We start from the raw sequence: 14,966 nt of genomic DNA, 5'->3' as shown, positions 1-14,966 counted from the left end.
TCGCGGCGCCTGGTCACCGCACCTCGTGCCCAGCGCCGGCGAGCGAGTCCTTCACCTCACGGATCGACAGGGTCCCGAAGTGGAACACACTGGCGGCCAGCACGGCATCGGCTCCGGCCTCGACCGCCGGGGCGAAGTCCTCCACCCGGCCGGCGCCACCGGAGGCGATCAGCGGACGCGTGGTCACGGCACGGGCCCCGCGGAGCAGCTCCAGGTCGAATCCGGTGCCGGTGCCGTCGGCATCCATGGAGTTCAGCAGGAACTCCCCGGCCCCGAGCTCGGTCGCCTGCGCGATCCACTCGAGCGCGTCGAGGCCGGTGCCGCGGCGGCCGCCGTGGGTGGTGACCTCGATGCCGGAGCCGCTGCGGGCGGGCCCCTCGGGAGTGTCGTCGGTGACCCGGCGCGCGTCGATCGACAGCACCAGCACCTGGTTGCCGAAGCGTTCGGCGATGCGGCGGATGAGGGTGGGGTCGGCGATCGCGGCGGTGTTCACCGCGCACTTGTCGGCGCCGGCGCGCAGCAGCTGGTCGACATCCTCGACGCTGCGGACTCCCCCGCCGACCGTCAACGGCACGAACACCTGCTCGGCGGTGCGGCGGACGACGTCCAGCATGGTGGAGCGTCCGCTGCTGGAGGCGGTGACATCCAGGAACGTCACCTCGTCGGCGCCCTCGGCCCCGTAGCGGGCGGCGAGCTCCACCGGGTCCCCGGCGTCTCGCAGGTCACGGAAGTTGACGCCTTTGACGACGCGGCCGTCGTCGACGTCCAGGCAGGGGATCACGCGAACAGCGACACTCATGCGTCGATCCTCTCGCGATCCAGGTCCTCCGCACCCTCGATGATGAACTGCTTGCGCGGCGCGACCTCGGACCCCATGAGAAGTTCGAACATCTCGGCCGCGGCCTCGGCATCCTCGATACGCACCCGTCGCAGGGTGCGATGCTGCGGATCCATGGTGGTGTCCGCCAGCTGATCCGCGTCCATCTCACCCAGGCCCTTGTACCGCTGGATCGGTTCCTTGTACCGCTTGCCGGAACGCTCCAGCTTTTTCAGCAGACGCATCAGCTCCGCCTCGGAGTAGGTGTACACGTACTCGTTCTTCCGGCGGCCGCCGTGGATGATCTCCACCCGGTGCAGCGGCGGCACGGCTGCATACACCCGGCCCTCCTCCACCAGCGGTCGCATGTACCGGTGGAACAGGGTCAGCAGCAGCGTGCGGATGTGGGCGCCGTCGACGTCGGCGTCGGTCATCATGATGATCTTGCCGTAGCGGGCGGCCTCCAGGTCGAAGGTGCGTCCGCTGCCGGCGCCGATCACCTGGATGATCGCAGCGCATTCGGCGTTCTTCAGCATGTCGGTGATCGACGCCTTCTGCACGTTGAGGATCTTCCCGCGGATCGGCAGCAGCGCCTGGAACTCGGAGTTGCGGGCGTTCTTCGCGGTTCCGAGGGCGGAGTCGCCCTCGACGATGAACAGTTCGGAGCGCTGCACGTCGGTGGTGCGGCAGTCGGCGAGCTTCGTCGGCATGGTGGAGGACTCCAGCGCATTCTTGCGGCGGGAGACCTCCTTGTGCATGCGCGCGGCGATACGGGCGCGCATCTCGGAGACCACCTTGTCGATGACCAGGGCGGCCTGTTCCTTCTCGCCCTTCGCGGTGGAGGTGAGGACGTCGGTGAGGCGGTCCTCCACCACCTTCGCGACGATCTGACGCACCGCGGGGGTGCCGAGCACCTCCTTGGTCTGACCCTCGAACTGCGGCTCCTCCAGACGCACGGTGATGACGGCGGTGAGACCGGCGAGGGTGTCGTCCTTCTCGATCTTCTCGTTCTTGGCGTTGAACTTCACGCGGCGGGCCTGGGCCTCGACCTGCTTGCGCAGTGTCTTGACCAGGGCCTGTTCGAAACCGGTGACATGGGTGCCGCCCTTCGGGGTCGCGACGATGTTCACGAAGGACCGCACCGTCGTCTCGTAGTCGGCGCCCCAGCGCAGGGCGATGTCGACCTCGCAGGTGCGCTGCACCTCGCGCGAGACCATCTGCCCGTTGCGGTCCAGCACCGGGACGGTCTCGGAGTAGTCACCGGTTCCCTGCAGCCGGATCACGTCGGTGATCTTCTCGTCCTGCGCCAGGTATTCGACGAACTCGCTGATGCCGCCGTCATAGCGGAAGGTGCGCTGTTCGGGCTGCTCGGGGCTGCGTTCGGGGCGACGGTCGACGATCGTGATGCCCAGCCCCGGCACCAGGAAGGCGGTCTGGCGGGCTCGGCGGGAGAGTTCCTCGGTGGAGAAGTGGGAGCCCTTGATGAAGATCTGAGGATCCGCCCAGTAGCGCACCCGGGTGCCCGTGACTCCGCGCTTGGCCTTCCCGATCACGCGCAGCTCGGCGGCGCCCTGGGTCACCGCCTCGAACGGCGCCTCCGGGTCGGGGCCGTCAGCGGGGTCGGCGAACACGCCGGGCACACCGCGCCGGAAGGACATGGCGTAGGTCTTCCCGCCGCGATCGACTTCGACGTCGAGACGGGCCGACAGGGCGTTGACCACGGAGGCGCCGACGCCGTGGAGGCCGCCGGAGGCCGCATAGGAGCCGCCGCCGAACTTCCCGCCCGCATGGAGCTTGGTGTAGACCACCTCGACGCCGGTGAGACCGGTGCGGGGTTCGACGTCGACAGGGACGCCGCGGCCGCGGTCGCGGACCTCGACGGAACCATCGGGATGCAGCTCGACCTCGATGGTGTCCCCGTTGCCACCGAGGGCCTCGTCGACCGAGTTGTCGAGGATCTCCCACAGGCAGTGCATGAGGCCGCGGGAATCGGTGGACCCGATGTACATGCCGGGGCGCTTGCGCACGGCCTCGAGACCCTCGAGGACCTGCAGATGGCGGGCGTCATAGGGGGAGCTGGTGGACACCCTGGCGATCCTACTGGTCGGGCCGGACACCCCGATGGCGACGCTCCGCACGGGTCGCGTCGACGACAACGGGGCAGGTCATCGGGCCGGGACGACAGACGACCGCCGGGGCGTGACGGGGTGTGCGTCACAGCGGGTTCCGCGGTCAGCGAATCCGGTCACCCCAGCCCCTCACGTGTCTGTCGCGGGTGGTTCAATGGCGAGCATGAACACCACGCTAGAAGCCCCTCGCCTGACCGCGCACGATCGCTGCGACCGTTGCGGCGCGCAGGCCTATGTGAAGGTGGTGCTGCAGGGCGGCGGTGAGCTGATGTTCTGCGCGCACCACGCCCGGGCGAATGAGGATGCCCTGCGTTCCCTCGCCGCCGAATGGATCGACGAGACCGGACGTCTCGAGCCGCAGCCGGTCGGCGCTGCGGACTGATCCCACCCCGAACTGTGCGATGGCCCCGCCGGGTACCCGGCGGGGCCATTCTCGTTGTCGGGGTGGGCGGGGTCGGCCCCCGCCGGGGCGTCACCCGTGCAGCGTCGGCGCCTCGGGCAGGGTCAGCTCGTCGGCGTGGGCGCGGTATTCGACGAAGGTCGCATCGGCGCGCCGCGGATGCGGGTCCTCGAGACCGGTCGGGCGCAGGCCGATGCTCTCGTAGAGGCCGCGGGCGCGGGCGGCGTCGGAGAGCACCGCGAGCTGCAGCATCGGGCGGCCGAGGTCCCGGGCGACCTGGGCGGCAGCGGAGAGCAGCAGACGCGACACGCCGGTGCCGCGGGCGTCTGGCCGGACGTACATCGACACGATGTTGACCGTGTCCGGCGGCATCGGCTCCCGGTCGTACGGACCGGGCAGCACGCCCACTCCCCCGAGAATCTCCTCGCCACGGCGGGCCTGCAGCAGGATGCGGGACCCGGTGAGGTCCTCACGCCACTGCTCCTCGCTGCGGTCGGCGACATCCGCCAGCGTGGTCCAGAACGCGTCCGGAGCATCCCGCAGCATGGCCAGGCGCAGCTCGCGGTGGGCCCTCCAGTCGTCCGGGCCCATCCGGTGGATCGTCACCGGCACGGTGCCAGTCCCGGCGCTCGTGATCAGTCGAGGTAGTCCCGCAGGACCTGCGAGCGCGAGGGGTGGCGGAGCTTCGACATGGTCTTCGACTCGATCTGGCGGATGCGCTCACGGGTCACCCCGTACACCTTGCCGATCTCGTCGAGGGTCTTCGGCTGCCCGTCCTCCAGGCCGAAGCGCATGGCGACGACGCCGGCCTCCCGCTCGGAGAGGGTGTCGAGCACGGATCGCAGCTGCTCCTGCAGCAGCGTGAAGCTGACGGCGTCGGCCGGCACCACAGCCTCGGAGTCCTCGATGAGGTCACCGAACTCGCTGTCGCCGTCCTCACCCAGCGGGGTGTGCAGGGAGATCGGCTCGCGGCCGTACTTCTGCACCTCGACGACCTTCTCCGGGGTCATGTCGAGCTCCTTGGCCAGCTCCTCCGGGGTGGGTTCGCGGCCGAGGTCCTGGAGCATCTGGCGCTGCACGCGGGCGAGCTTGTTGATGACCTCCACCATGTGCACCGGGATGCGGATGGTTCGGGCCTGGTCCGCCATGGCGCGGGTGATGGCCTGACGGATCCACCAGGTCGCGTAGGTCGAGAACTTGTAGCCCTTGGTGTAGTCGAACTTCTCGACCGCCCGGATCAGACCGAGGTTGCCCTCCTGGATGAGATCCAGGAACAGCATCCCGCGGCCGGTGTAGCGCTTGGCGAGGGACACCACCAGACGCAGGTTCGCCTCGAGCAGGTGATCCTTCGCGGCGCGACCATCATCGGCGATGACCCGCAGTTCACGGCCGGCCTTGGTCTTGAGGAGATCCGGGTCCTGCTTCAGCTTGTGCTCGGCGTAGAGGCCGGCCTCGATGCGTTCGGCGAGCTCGACCTCCTGTGCGGCGTTCAGCAGAGCCACCTTGCCGATCTGCTTGAGGTAGTCCTTCACCGGGTCGGCCGTGGCTCCGGCGGTGACGACCTGCTGTGCCGGGGCGTCATCGTCGGTGGCGGAGAACACGAACCCGCCGGAGTCGTCATCGCCGTCCGAGGAGCTGCTGCCGGACGAGGAACTCCCCTCGCCGTTCTCGGTCTCGGCGCTGTCGCCGTCCCCGTCGGCGTCACCGTTGTCGGCATCACCCTCGTCACCGTCGGCCACGTCCGCCTCGGTGTCGTCCGCATCCTCCAGCTCGACATCCTCGGGGAGGTCCTGCGCCTCGTCATCCTCATCGGCGGCATCAGCGGCCGCCTTGGCCTTGGCGGTCGTGCGCTTGCTGCTGGACCGCTTGGAGGTCGAGGTGCGCGAGGCGCCCTTGGTGCCCGAGGAGCGACGGGAGGGGGACGCGGCCTCGTCGACGCCGGAGTCCGTCGTCTCGGCGGTGTCCGTCGTGTCCTCCTCGGACCCTGCCGCGGCCGCAGCCTTCGAGGCGGAGGAGGTGCGCCGGCTGGTGGAGCTCTTGGTGCTGGAGCTCGTGGTGCTGGAGCTCTTGGACGCGCGGCCCTTGGTGGACGAGCTCTTGGTGGACGACCTCTTCGAGGAGGTACTCGTCGTCGCGTCCTCCGCGACCTCATCCTTCGTGCTCGCCGCGGCGGCCCCCTTCGACGCCGAACGGCTGCGGCTCCCGCCGCTCGTCGTCGTGGCGTGGGAGGTGGTGGACGACGCGGAGGTCTTCTCCGCGCTGTCAGCGGGCTCCGCAGACGAGGCCTTCTTCGACGCGGACTTCTTCGACGCGGTCGTGGTCTTGGCCGTGGACGAGGTGCGGGACTGGGTCACGAGGTGCCTTCTTCCGGCCGCTGACTCGGTGAGGAGGCGGCGGGTCGACGGTGGGTGGTCTCGGCGCTCCGCGCGGACCGGGGCACCCGCTGCAGGCTCATGCCCGGGGTACCCGTCACACGTCTCTGGCGCGGTGGGCCTTGACATTATAACCGCGCAGTGCCATGGGATATTCCCGGGCGTCCGCCGGGCCGTGCAGGATCGCGGCCCGGGATCAGCGCATCGGCGCGGCGTTCGCGGCCCGGGGGCCGACCTTCACGGCCAGCACCGGGCAGGGAGCGGCCAGCACCAGTCGACGCGCAGAGGCACCGAGGTTCAGATTGCCGATGGGGGACTTGCGCCGCAGACCGATGATGAGCAGCTCGGCCTGCTCCTGGGTGGCGATCCCCAGCAGCAGGTCGCCGACGTCCTGTCCGCGGCCGACCACGATCCGCGGCTCCGGGTCGACTCTCCCACCCGCGGAGCCGCCGTGGGGGCCTCGGCGGCTCCTGCAGCGGCGAGCGCTGCCCGGGCCTCCTCCTCGGAACCGGTGCGCGAGATGCCGGAGGAATCCATGTGAGCGTGTGAGGCGATGACCAGCTGCGCCCGACGGCGACGGCTCTCACGGATGGCAGCGGCGAGCGCCGCATCCCCCTGCTCGGAGGGGACCAGCCGACGACGATGGTCACCGCTGCTCCTTCCCGTGGACTCTGCGCGGCGGACGATCCGCGGATCGATCGCGCGGTCTCGACCTGTCCACGATCCCGCCGGTCATCCTACTGGCGCAGAAGGTCCGTGACCCACTGTTCGATCCCGGTGCCGGGCAGCAGGAACGCGTCGTGTCCGCAGGGGGCGTGGACCTCCCGGTAGAGAGCGCCGGGGATCGCGCGCGCGATCCGCTGCATCCCCGCGGCGGGGAACAACCGGTCGGTGTCGATGCCGACGGCGAGGGTGCGGGCGGAGATGCGCGCCAGGGCCCGGTCCGCGCCGCCGCGGTCACGGCCCACGTCGTGGGTGCTCATCGCCTCCACCAGGCGCACGTAGGAGTTGGCGTCGAAGCGCGCGGCCAGTTTGTGGGCGTGATGATCCAGGTAGCTGGTGACCTGATGCCGTCCCCCGCGCAGCGGGTCGTCGGTGGGGTCCTGGGCGGCATGACCGAAACGGGATTCGAGTTCGGCGGCGGTGCGGTAGGTGGTGTGGGCGATGCGGCGGGCCAGTCCGAGGCCCCGGTGCGGGCCCTGTCCGTCCGGTCGGGCGTAGTAGTCGCCGTCGAGGAATCCCGGATCGGTGCGGATGGCGGCCAGCTGGGCGCTGTTCCACGCGATCTGGTCGGCGGTGGCAGCCGCGCCGGAGGCGATCACGGCAAGGCGCTCAACCTGTTGCGGCGCGGTGATCGCCCATTCCAGGGCACGCATCCCTCCCATGGATCCGCCGATGACGAGCGCCCAGCGGCGGATCCCCAACCGCGACTGCAGCGCCTGCTCGGCGCGGACCTGATCGCGGACGGTGAGTCGCGGGAACCGGGATCCCCAGGGGCGGCCGTCCGGCGCGTCGCTGGACGGGCCGGTGCTGCCCTGGCAGCCCCCGAGGACGTTAGGGGCGACGATGAACCAGCGGTCGGTGTCGAGGGGGCGGCCTGGCCCGACCAGGTGCTCCCACCATCCGGGAGTCGGGTGCTCCGCCGTCGCCTCCCCTGCGACGTGGGAGTCACCGGTCAGCGCATGCAACACCAGGATCGCGTTGTCCCCGGAGGGGGTGGGCCGTCCCCAGGTCTCGTAGGCCAGGCACACCGCCGGCAGGTGCTCCCCACTGTCGAGGTGCTGCGGTCCGAGGTCCGCGAAGCGGCGGCGCCCGATCCCCCGTGCGGGGGTCCAGGCCCCGCTCGCGGGCAGGAGGTCGGGTGCTGCCACCAGGGCTGTCATCGACTGTCTCCTCTCCGCCGGACGGCGCGGCCCTCAGGGGTCCACGGTGGCGCGATCTGCACGGCCGTGAGCTGTGCGAGACAGAGTGCCAGAGGGTGCAGCGGGTCCACAGCCAGCACCTGGGTGACGAGCTCGTGACAGCGGTGGAATCGGTGGTTCCACCACTCCAGCATCGCCAACACGGCGGCGCTCTCGACCCATCCGGTCCCCACCTCCACGGGGACCTCGCCGAGGTCCGCGGGGTCGACGGCCCGAACCATCGCCTCGAGTGCCCGGAACCACTCGCCACCAGGGCGGATGCTGCGGGAAGGGCGACGGGTCAGAGCCTTGCCGGTGCCGGCGACGGCGACGGGTCGGCCGGTGGAGCGGCCGCTCATGAGGCGCCGCAGCAGCAGGTCCGGTGCCTCCGGATCGGACAGACTCCACCACAGTTCGGCGAGGTGTTCACACGCCGTCATGAGCTGTTCCTCGGAGCGGCCGTTCGCTCCCAGGACGGCGATCGCCGCGCGCGCCCGATCCCAGCACTGCTCCACCGGAGGCAGCGGCTGGGGCGGCTGACAGCTCAGGGCGCGGCGCACCCGGTCCCGCAGGCGCTGCCGGGCGGCACCGTCGGCGCGCGGGATCGGGTCCCCGCGAGTGACGGCCTGGGCCATGACACGGGTGGTGTCGAGGTCGGCGAGGGCCACCAGCGGGCCGACGGCCAGGTCGATCTCCCCGACGACACCGTCGACGGGATCGGCGAGCACCTCGCGGGCGCGTCCCCCGGAGACCACCCACACGGTGGGCACATCGAAGGGCTCGGGCACCTGGGCGAGGGCGGCCATGTGCACGCGCGCAGCCGCGGCGAGACCGGCCTCCTCCACGAGCGCATGCCCCCCGAGCACTCCGTCGTCGGGCGTAGGCACTGGACCCACCGGACCCTCAGGGGCCCGCACCCCGCCATCCGGCGCAGCGGCCTCCGGCGCGTGGGTGATCGGGTCATCGACGATCGGGGCCTCCCCGTCGCCCAGCAGGACGAGGCCGAACGCACCATCGCACCCGTTGTCCCGCAGGGACCAGAGCAACCGGTCCATGCCGGTGCCCTCAGGGTCGTCCAGGGTGTCAACGAGGTCGATCCGAGCCGAGACGATCACTTCGCGCCGGCCGCGGTGGCCGATGAGCATGAGGGAGTCCCGCGGGACGTCCTGCAGCATCAGCCGCGCCAGGGCGAGCATCTCCGCGGGATCGTGAGGGCAGAAGGTGGACGGGGAACCGGAACGAGACGGTGTTGTCGAGGTCATGCCCCGAGCCTCCCGGGATCGGGGCCGCCGCGGGGCTGCTGATCCGCTGCAGTGGAGAACCCCGACCTGGGGAGGAAACCTCCGTGCGTCCGTGGGACGATCGGCTGACACGCCCCGACCGTCAGGAGTGCACGTGACCCCCTCCGCGCCCATCGCCGGTGACCCCGACCGTCGTCTCCTGGACCTTCTGCCCCGCGTGCTGGACGCGGCACTCGACCGGCGCCGGATGGAGCTGGAACGACTCGCCCCGGAATCCGCGGAACTGCCGCGGATCCTGGCGGCCTACCTCGAGGGCGGCAAACTGCTGCGCCCCCGTTTCGTGCTGTGGGCGGCCGAGTGCGCTCGGTCTGTCGACGAGGCCCTGCTCACCTCCGTGGCGACGGCGGGGGCCGCGGTGGAGCTGGTGCAGGCGGCGGCGCTGCTCCATGACGACGTCATCGACAACTCGCCCATGCGGCGCGGTCGCCCGGCGGTGCACGTCGCGGCCGCGCAGCAGCATCGTCGAGCGGGGCTGTCCGGCGACCCGGTGCGCTTCGGGGAAGCGGTGGCGATCATCCTGGGCGACCTCGCTCTGAGCTGGGCCGAGCAGCTGGCAGCCCCGGTGCTGGCCGAGCATCCGGCAGCGCGCCCCGAGTTCGACGCCCTGCGCACCGAGGTCATGGCCGGTCAGCACCTTGACATGCTCCACCAGGCCGGGGGTTTCCTCTCCCCCGCCGACCCGGTGGACGCGGCCCGCACCGTCATCCGCTGGAAGACCGTCTCCTACACCGTGCATCGGCCGCTGCGGATCGGGGCGCGCCTGGCCGGTGCCGACGATGAGCTGCTGCAGCTGCTCGATGAGGTCGCCGTGCCCGTCGGCACCGCCTTCCAGCTGCGCGACGATCTGCTCTCGGTGGTCGGGGACCCGGCGGACACCGGCAAACCCGTGGGCGGGGATGTGACGGAGGGCAAGCGCACCGTGGTGCTGGAACTGGCGCGCACCCGTGCCGATGAGCGTCAGAGGACGGCGCTCGAGGCCGCCGTCGGTCGCCAGGACGCGACACCCGGGCAGGTGCAGGACGCCCTGGCCGTCCTGCGGGCGACCGGAGCGGTCGCCGAGGTCGTCGCCGAGGTCGAGAGCCACGCTCAGCGGGCCCGGGATCGGCTGTACGCCTCCGACGCGGTGCGCGCCGAGGGCCGGGAGGGTCTGCTGGCTCTGATCGACCGCGCGACCGACGTGGGATTCGCGCGGGCGCGCTGAGTCACCGCGGGGTCACCGCAGGTCTGGTCGGACAGGCCGCGCGGAACGGTGCCGCGCAGGATCGGACAGCGGGACGACTCAGAGAGCCAGCGCCTGCGCGCGTCGCCGCACTTCGCCGCGCTGCCCCTGTCGCAGCTGGTCCACCGGCCGCCCCGGAAGGGTCTCGTCCTCGGTGAACAGCCATTCGAGCAGTTCCACGTCGTCGAACCCGCCGTCGCGCAGCACGGTGATGGTGCCCGCCAGATGCGGGATGATCTCGCCGTCGGCGAGGAACTCCGCGGGGATCGATCGGACGACGGGGTCCCCGCGGCGCACCGCCACCAGTTGCCCCTCGTCGATCAGACGCCGCACCCGCGAGGCGTCAACGTTCAGCCGCTCCGCCGCGTCGGGGAGGGTCAACCAGTCGGTGATCAGTGCGTCGAGTCGGTCCACGGCACCAGAGTGGCACGGCCCGCGCCGCGGGGGCCACTCGACCGCGCGGCCTGACCGTTCGGGGACGATGCGCCGCGCCGGGCGTGTCGCTGCCACCCTGGGCGCGCCTGTCTGCGTAGCCTCCGGAGGGTGAGCTCGGCGACGACTTCCCCCGCCGTGGGCCAGCTCCTCGACCACCGCTATCGGGTCGAGGAGCTGATCGCGCGCGGCGGCATGGCGTCAGTGCATCGTGGCGTCGACGAGCGTCTCGGCCGGCCCGTGGCGCTGAAGATCATGCACCCGCACCTCGCCGACGACGAGTCCTTCCGCACCCGCTTCTTCCGGGAGGCCCACAGTGCGGCCCGCCTCGCGCACCCCCACGTCGTGCCGGTGTACGACCAGGGAGAGGACGGCGGCCAGGTGTACCTGGCGATGCAGCTGATCGAGGGCGGGACCCTGCGTGACCTCCTGCGGGAGCGTGCGCCCCTCACGATCCGCACCTCCCTGGAACTGGCCGCGCAGATCCTGGAGGCCCTCGGCGCCGCGCACCGCGCCGGCATCATCCACCGGGATGTGAAACCCGAAAACGTCCTGCTGGAGCACACCGGCGCCGGCCCGCTGGACCGCACCCCCGGCGCGAAGGTCGCCGACTTCGGCCTCGCTCGCGCGATCGGCGCGGCGACCGCGTCCTCCACCGGGACGCTGCTCGGCACCGTCGCCTACGTCAGCCCGGAGACCATCACCCGCGGCTCCACCGACGAACGCAGCGACCTGTACTCCCTGGGCGTGGTGCTGTTCGAGATGCTCACCGGCACCCAGCCCTTCGTCGGCGAGCAGCCCGTGCATGTGGCCTTCCAGCACGTGCACGAGGACATCCCGGCGCCGTCCTCGCGCATCTCCACCATCCCCGCCGGCGTCGATGCGCTGGTCACCTGGGCCGCGGCCCGCCGTCCGGATTCCCGCCCCGTGTCAGCGGAGGCACTGCTGTCGGCGGTACGGGAACAGCTGGCCGACCTCCCCGCCCGGGTGCTGGACGCGATCCCTGCACCCCGCACCGACGCCGACACCCAGGACGTCCCCCGCGTCACTGCCCTGCTCGACGTCGACCCCGCCCGCGCCTCGGACGATCCCCCCGCCACCCCGACAGAGGCCGCCGCGCCCCGTCCCCCGCGCCGGTTCCTCACCCCGACCCCGCGCACGGTCGCTGACGAGGACCGCGAGGATCCGGGCACCAGTGCCCGCACCGTGGCGATGGCCGTTCCCCGGGCTCCGCGGGCGCGCCATGGGAAGCGTCGCCGTTCCTCCTCCCCGTGGATGCGCGGCGCCGCGGTCGCCGCCGTGCTGGCTCTCACCGGGACCGGTGCCGCCCAGGGCGCCGACTGGTACCTCGGCGTCGGGCCCGGTGCCGATCGCACCGTGCCGGTGCTCGCCGGCACCACCCTGGACGATGCCGAGGCCGCCCTCTCCTCCCAGGACCTCACCGCCCGCACCGAGGAGCGGTTCAGCTCCACCGTCCCCGCCGGCCATGTCGTCAGCGTCTCCCCCGCCCCCGGCTCCACCGTCAAGAAGGACACCCCGGTGCTGCTGGTGGTCTCCCGCGGGGTGGAGACCTTCCCCGTGCCGGACGTGACCGGGGCGTCCCTGGAGGACGCCCGCGCGCGCGTGGCCGAGGCCGGGTTGACACTGGTCGAGGACGACCCGGAGTTCTCCGAGACCGTGCCCGAGGGTGAGGTCATCCGCCAGGAGGCCGCCGCTGAACGCCTCCCCTCCGGAGGGGAGGTCCACGTCGTCCTCTCCCGCGGACGCGTGGCCCTCGACGTGCCCGACACGCGCGGGCGCACCCGCGGGCAGGCCATCGCCCTGATCGAGAAGCAGGGCCTCAGGGCCGAAGTGGTCGAGGCGCACAGCGCCTCCACCCCGAAGGGTGCCGTCGCCTCACAGAAGCCGACCTCCGGCACCCTCCACCGAGGGGACACGGTGAGGATCGTCGTCTCCCTGGGGCCGGAGATGGTGACCGTGCCGAACGTGTTCCAGAAACCGGAGGCCGAGGCGGTGGCGGCGCTGAAGAACGCCGGGCTCACTCCGAAGGTGGTGCACGACAAGGGCACCCCGGCCTTCGGCCTGGTCTACCAGCAGGACACCGCCGGAGGGACCAGCGTGCCCAAGGGCAGCACTGTCCTTCTGCACGTGTTCTGAGGCCGACGGGTCACCCGCCGCCTCACCGCCGGCCCGGACCTCAGTGCTGGTCCAGCGCCTCCGCCACCAGGAACGCGAGTTCCAGCGACTGCTGGTGGTTCAGACGCGGATCCACCAACGTCTCGTACCGCTGCTCCAGGGCGGCCTCGTCGATCTCCCCGGTGCCGCCGAGCACCTCGGTGACGTCATCCCCGGTCATCTCCATGTGCAGGCCCGCTGGCACGGTGCCCAGCTCCCGGTGCACCTCGAAGAACCCGCGGACCTCATCGAGGATGTCGGTGAAGCGGCGGGTCTTGTACCCGTTGGAGGCGGTGATGGTGTTGCCGTGCATCGGGTCGGTCACCCAGGCGACCTGCGCCCCGGCATCGCGCACGCCCTCGACGAGCGCCGGCAGGCGGTCGCGGATCCGCTCCGCCCCCATCCGCGTGATGAAGGTGAGCCGGCCCGGTTCGCGGTCCGGGTCGAGCCGGTCGATGAGCCGCAGCGCATCGTCGACCGTGGCCGACGGGCCGAGCTTCACACCGATGGGGTTGCGCACCTGCGACAGGAACTCCACGTGCGCCCCGTCGAGCTGGCGGGTGCGCTCGCCGATCCACAGGAAATGCCCCGAGCAGTCGTAGATCTCCCCGGTGCGCGAGTCGATCCGCGACAGCGCCTCCTCGTAGTCGAGCAGCAGCGCCTCATGCGCCGCGTAGAACTCCACCACCCGGATGGCATCGAAGTCCGCCCCGCAGGCGTCCATGAACCGCAGCGCCTTGTCGATCTGACCGGCGAGCTGCTCGTACCGGTCGTAACCGGGGCCGGAGATGAATCCCTTGTTCCAGGCGTGGACCTCGCGCAGGTCCGCGAAGCCACCGCTGGTGAAGGCCCGCAGCAGATTGAGGGTCTGTGCGCTGGTGGTGTACATCCGCCACAACCGCTCGGGATCGGGGCGGCGGGCCTCCTCGGTGAACGCGAATCCGTTGACGCCGTCCCCGCGGTACGTCGGCAGGGTGAGGCCGTCGCGGGTCTCGGTGTCGGAGGACCGTGGCTTGGCGAACTGGCCCGCCATACGACCCATCTTGATCACCGGCAACGACGCACCGTAGGTGAGCACCGCCGCCATCTGCAGGATGGTGCGGATCTTGTTGCGGATCCGGTCGGCGGTGGAATCCGCGAAGGTCTCGGCGCAGTCGCCGCCCTGGAGCAGGAACGCCTCGCCGCGCGCTGCCGCCGCCAGACGCTCGCGTAGCACGTCGACCTCACCGGCGAACACCAGGGGCGGGGCGGTGCGCAGTTCGGAGAACACCCGGGCCCGCTCCTGTTCGTCGGGCCACGTGGGCTGCTGCACACGCGGCAGCTCCCGCCAGGAGGACAGGGCCTCCAGGCCGGCGTTGGACGACGAGAGGGCGAACTCGTGGGCGCGAGCGGGCGCACCGGGGCTGTGGACAGTCACCCCTCCAGATTACGGAATCCGAGGCGCGGGGGACGGTCGGGTCCGCCGTGCGGGAGGGGGGAGGCGGCGCGGATCACGTGGACGGCTGCTGGGGACCCGTCTGCCGCTGGGCGAGCTCACGTTTGGCGTCGGCGGCGAACCGATCGACCTGCTCCTGCCCGGAGAGCGCCGCGATCCGCCCCATCAGGGCGTCGGTCACAGCGCGGTACTGCTGCGCCTCCGGCAGCTGCGCCAACCCGGGCACCAGGTCCCGCGCCCGGACGGGATCACCCACCCGCACCTGGATGCGCGGGGAGAGCCGCGGGATCACGCGGCCACCGCGATGCGCCTCGAAGGTGCCGACCATGCCGACGGGGACGATCGGGCAGTCCACCGCGAGCGCCAGCCGTGCCACTCCGGTCTTCCCCCGGTACAGGCGACCATCGGGACTGCGGGTGCCCTCCGGATAGATGCCCAGCACCTGCCCTTTCCGCAGGATCGCCAGTCCCGTCTCGATCGCCGCCTGGGAGGCGGAGCCGCCGGAGCGTTCCACCGGCATCACCCGCAGGGAGCGCAAGAGCATGCCCAGCGCACGGTTGGCGAGGGAGCCCCCGGAGAACATCTCCGCCTTCGCCAGGAAGTGCACGCTGCGGCCCACGAGCGCCGGCATCACCACGGTGTCGGCGATCCCCAGGTGGTTGCTGGCGACGATCACGGCGCCGGTGCGCGGGAGTTTCCCGGCGCCCTCGATCCGAGGCCGCCACACCACCTGCAGCACAGTGCGGACGACGGGCTTGGCGATCTCGTAGAGCATGGCTCCTCGT

General features: G+C 71.4%; 13 protein-coding genes. 3 read left to right on the top strand and 10 right to left on the bottom strand.

Going from position 1 to position 14,966, the window contains the following annotated elements; genetic code table 11:
• Window positions 1-13: 13 nt before the first annotated feature.
• The gene (gene hisF, locus JSY14_RS00155) at window positions 14-799 is read right to left on the bottom strand and encodes an imidazole glycerol phosphate synthase subunit HisF (RefSeq protein ID WP_259556715.1); all 786 of its coding nucleotides are present in this window, start codon (window positions 797-799) and stop codon (window positions 14-16) included.
• A complete protein-coding gene (locus JSY14_RS00150; protein ID WP_259556714.1) occupies window positions 796-2,904 on the bottom strand; it encodes a DNA gyrase/topoisomerase IV subunit B in 2,109 nt (702 codons plus the stop codon). Before JSY14_RS00150 ends, hisF begins: the two co-directional genes overlap by 4 nt.
• A 205-nt stretch (window positions 2,905-3,109) precedes the next feature.
• Here JSY14_RS00150 and JSY14_RS00145 point away from each other — a divergent pair, with 205 nt between their 5' ends.
• Entirely contained in the window at window positions 3,110-3,328 is a 219-nt protein-coding gene (locus tag JSY14_RS00145; protein ID WP_259556713.1) for a DUF7455 domain-containing protein, read from the top strand.
• Between the two features lie 90 nt (window positions 3,329-3,418).
• Here the strand turns inward: JSY14_RS00145 and JSY14_RS00140 are convergent, their stop codons facing one another.
• The 5 genes from JSY14_RS00140 to JSY14_RS00120 all read right to left on the bottom strand — a co-directional run bounded on the left by JSY14_RS00140 (window position 3,419) and on the right by JSY14_RS00120 (window position 8,881).
• Window positions 3,419-3,937 carry a GNAT family N-acetyltransferase gene (locus tag JSY14_RS00140; RefSeq protein WP_259556712.1) on the bottom strand — a complete coding sequence of 173 codons (519 nt, stop codon included), beginning with the start codon at window positions 3,935-3,937 and terminating at the stop codon, window positions 3,419-3,421.
• A gap of 44 nt (window positions 3,938-3,981) precedes the next feature.
• Window positions 3,982-5,700: an RNA polymerase sigma factor gene (locus JSY14_RS00135; RefSeq protein WP_259556711.1), complete on the bottom strand. Its 1,719-nt coding sequence runs from the start codon at window positions 5,698-5,700 to the stop codon at window positions 3,982-3,984.
• Window positions 5,701-5,914: 214 nt separating this feature from the next.
• Complete coding sequence (locus JSY14_RS00130) at window positions 5,915-6,127, bottom strand: universal stress protein (protein ID WP_259556710.1); 213 nt, start codon at window positions 6,125-6,127, stop codon at window positions 5,915-5,917.
• Between the two features lie 328 nt (window positions 6,128-6,455).
• Window positions 6,456-7,601: a homoserine O-acetyltransferase MetX gene (gene metX, locus JSY14_RS00125; protein ID WP_259556709.1), complete on the bottom strand. Its 1,146-nt coding sequence runs from the start codon at window positions 7,599-7,601 to the stop codon at window positions 6,456-6,458.
• The gene (locus JSY14_RS00120; RefSeq protein ID WP_259556708.1) at window positions 7,598-8,881 is read right to left on the bottom strand and encodes a hypothetical protein; all 1,284 of its coding nucleotides are present in this window, start codon (window positions 8,879-8,881) and stop codon (window positions 7,598-7,600) included. The genes metX and JSY14_RS00120 overlap by 4 nt, the downstream gene beginning before the upstream one ends.
• A gap of 133 nt (window positions 8,882-9,014) precedes the next feature.
• Between JSY14_RS00120 and JSY14_RS00115 the strand changes: the two genes are divergently transcribed.
• A complete protein-coding gene (locus JSY14_RS00115; protein WP_259556707.1) occupies window positions 9,015-10,121 on the top strand; it encodes a polyprenyl synthetase family protein in 1,107 nt (368 codons plus the stop codon).
• 78 nt (window positions 10,122-10,199) lie between these two features.
• Here the strand turns inward: JSY14_RS00115 and JSY14_RS00110 are convergent, their stop codons facing one another.
• Entirely contained in the window at window positions 10,200-10,553 is a 354-nt protein-coding gene (locus tag JSY14_RS00110; protein WP_259556706.1) for an Rv2175c family DNA-binding protein, read from the bottom strand.
• 129 nt (window positions 10,554-10,682) lie between these two features.
• Here JSY14_RS00110 and pknB point away from each other — a divergent pair, with 129 nt between their 5' ends.
• Window positions 10,683-12,728, top strand: a complete 2,046-nt coding sequence (pknB, locus tag JSY14_RS00105; RefSeq protein WP_259556705.1) for a Stk1 family PASTA domain-containing Ser/Thr kinase — start codon at window positions 10,683-10,685, stop codon at window positions 12,726-12,728.
• Window positions 12,729-12,768: 40 nt separating this feature from the next.
• Here the strand turns inward: pknB and JSY14_RS00100 are convergent, their stop codons facing one another.
• On the bottom strand, window positions 12,769-14,163 hold the full coding sequence (locus JSY14_RS00100; protein ID WP_259556704.1) for a class II 3-deoxy-7-phosphoheptulonate synthase: 1,395 nt from the start codon (window positions 14,161-14,163) through the stop codon (window positions 12,769-12,771).
• A 73-nt stretch (window positions 14,164-14,236) separates the two neighbouring features.
• On the bottom strand, window positions 14,237-14,956 hold the full coding sequence (locus JSY14_RS00095; protein WP_259556703.1) for a lysophospholipid acyltransferase family protein: 720 nt from the start codon (window positions 14,954-14,956) through the stop codon (window positions 14,237-14,239).
• Window positions 14,957-14,966 lie beyond the last annotated feature (10 nt).

Origin of the sequence: Brachybacterium sillae, from assembly GCF_025028335.1 — a bacterium.
Classification (GTDB): Bacteria; Actinomycetota; Actinomycetes; order Actinomycetales; family Dermabacteraceae; genus Brachybacterium; species Brachybacterium sillae.
The sequence above is the reverse complement of the archived record's forward strand: the minus strand, read 5'-3'. Positions and strand labels throughout refer to the sequence as shown.

Coding starts and splice junctions, on each gene's coding strand:
- JSY14_RS00140 (WP_259556712.1), bottom strand. CDS start 3,937: ATGGGCCCGGACGACTGGAGGGCCCACCGCGAGCTGCGCCTGGCCATG.
- JSY14_RS00145 (WP_259556713.1), top strand. CDS start 3,110: ATGAACACCACGCTAGAAGCCCCTCGCCTGACCGCGCACGATCGCTGC.
- metX (WP_259556709.1), bottom strand. CDS start 7,601: ATGACAGCCCTGGTGGCAGCACCCGACCTCCTGCCCGCGAGCGGGGCC.
- JSY14_RS00120 (WP_259556708.1), bottom strand. CDS start 8,881: ATGACCTCGACAACACCGTCTCGTTCCGGTTCCCCGTCCACCTTCTGC.
- JSY14_RS00095 (WP_259556703.1), bottom strand. CDS start 14,956: ATGCTCTACGAGATCGCCAAGCCCGTCGTCCGCACTGTGCTGCAGGTG.
- hisF (WP_259556715.1), bottom strand. CDS start 799: ATGAGTGTCGCTGTTCGCGTGATCCCCTGCCTGGACGTCGACGACGGC.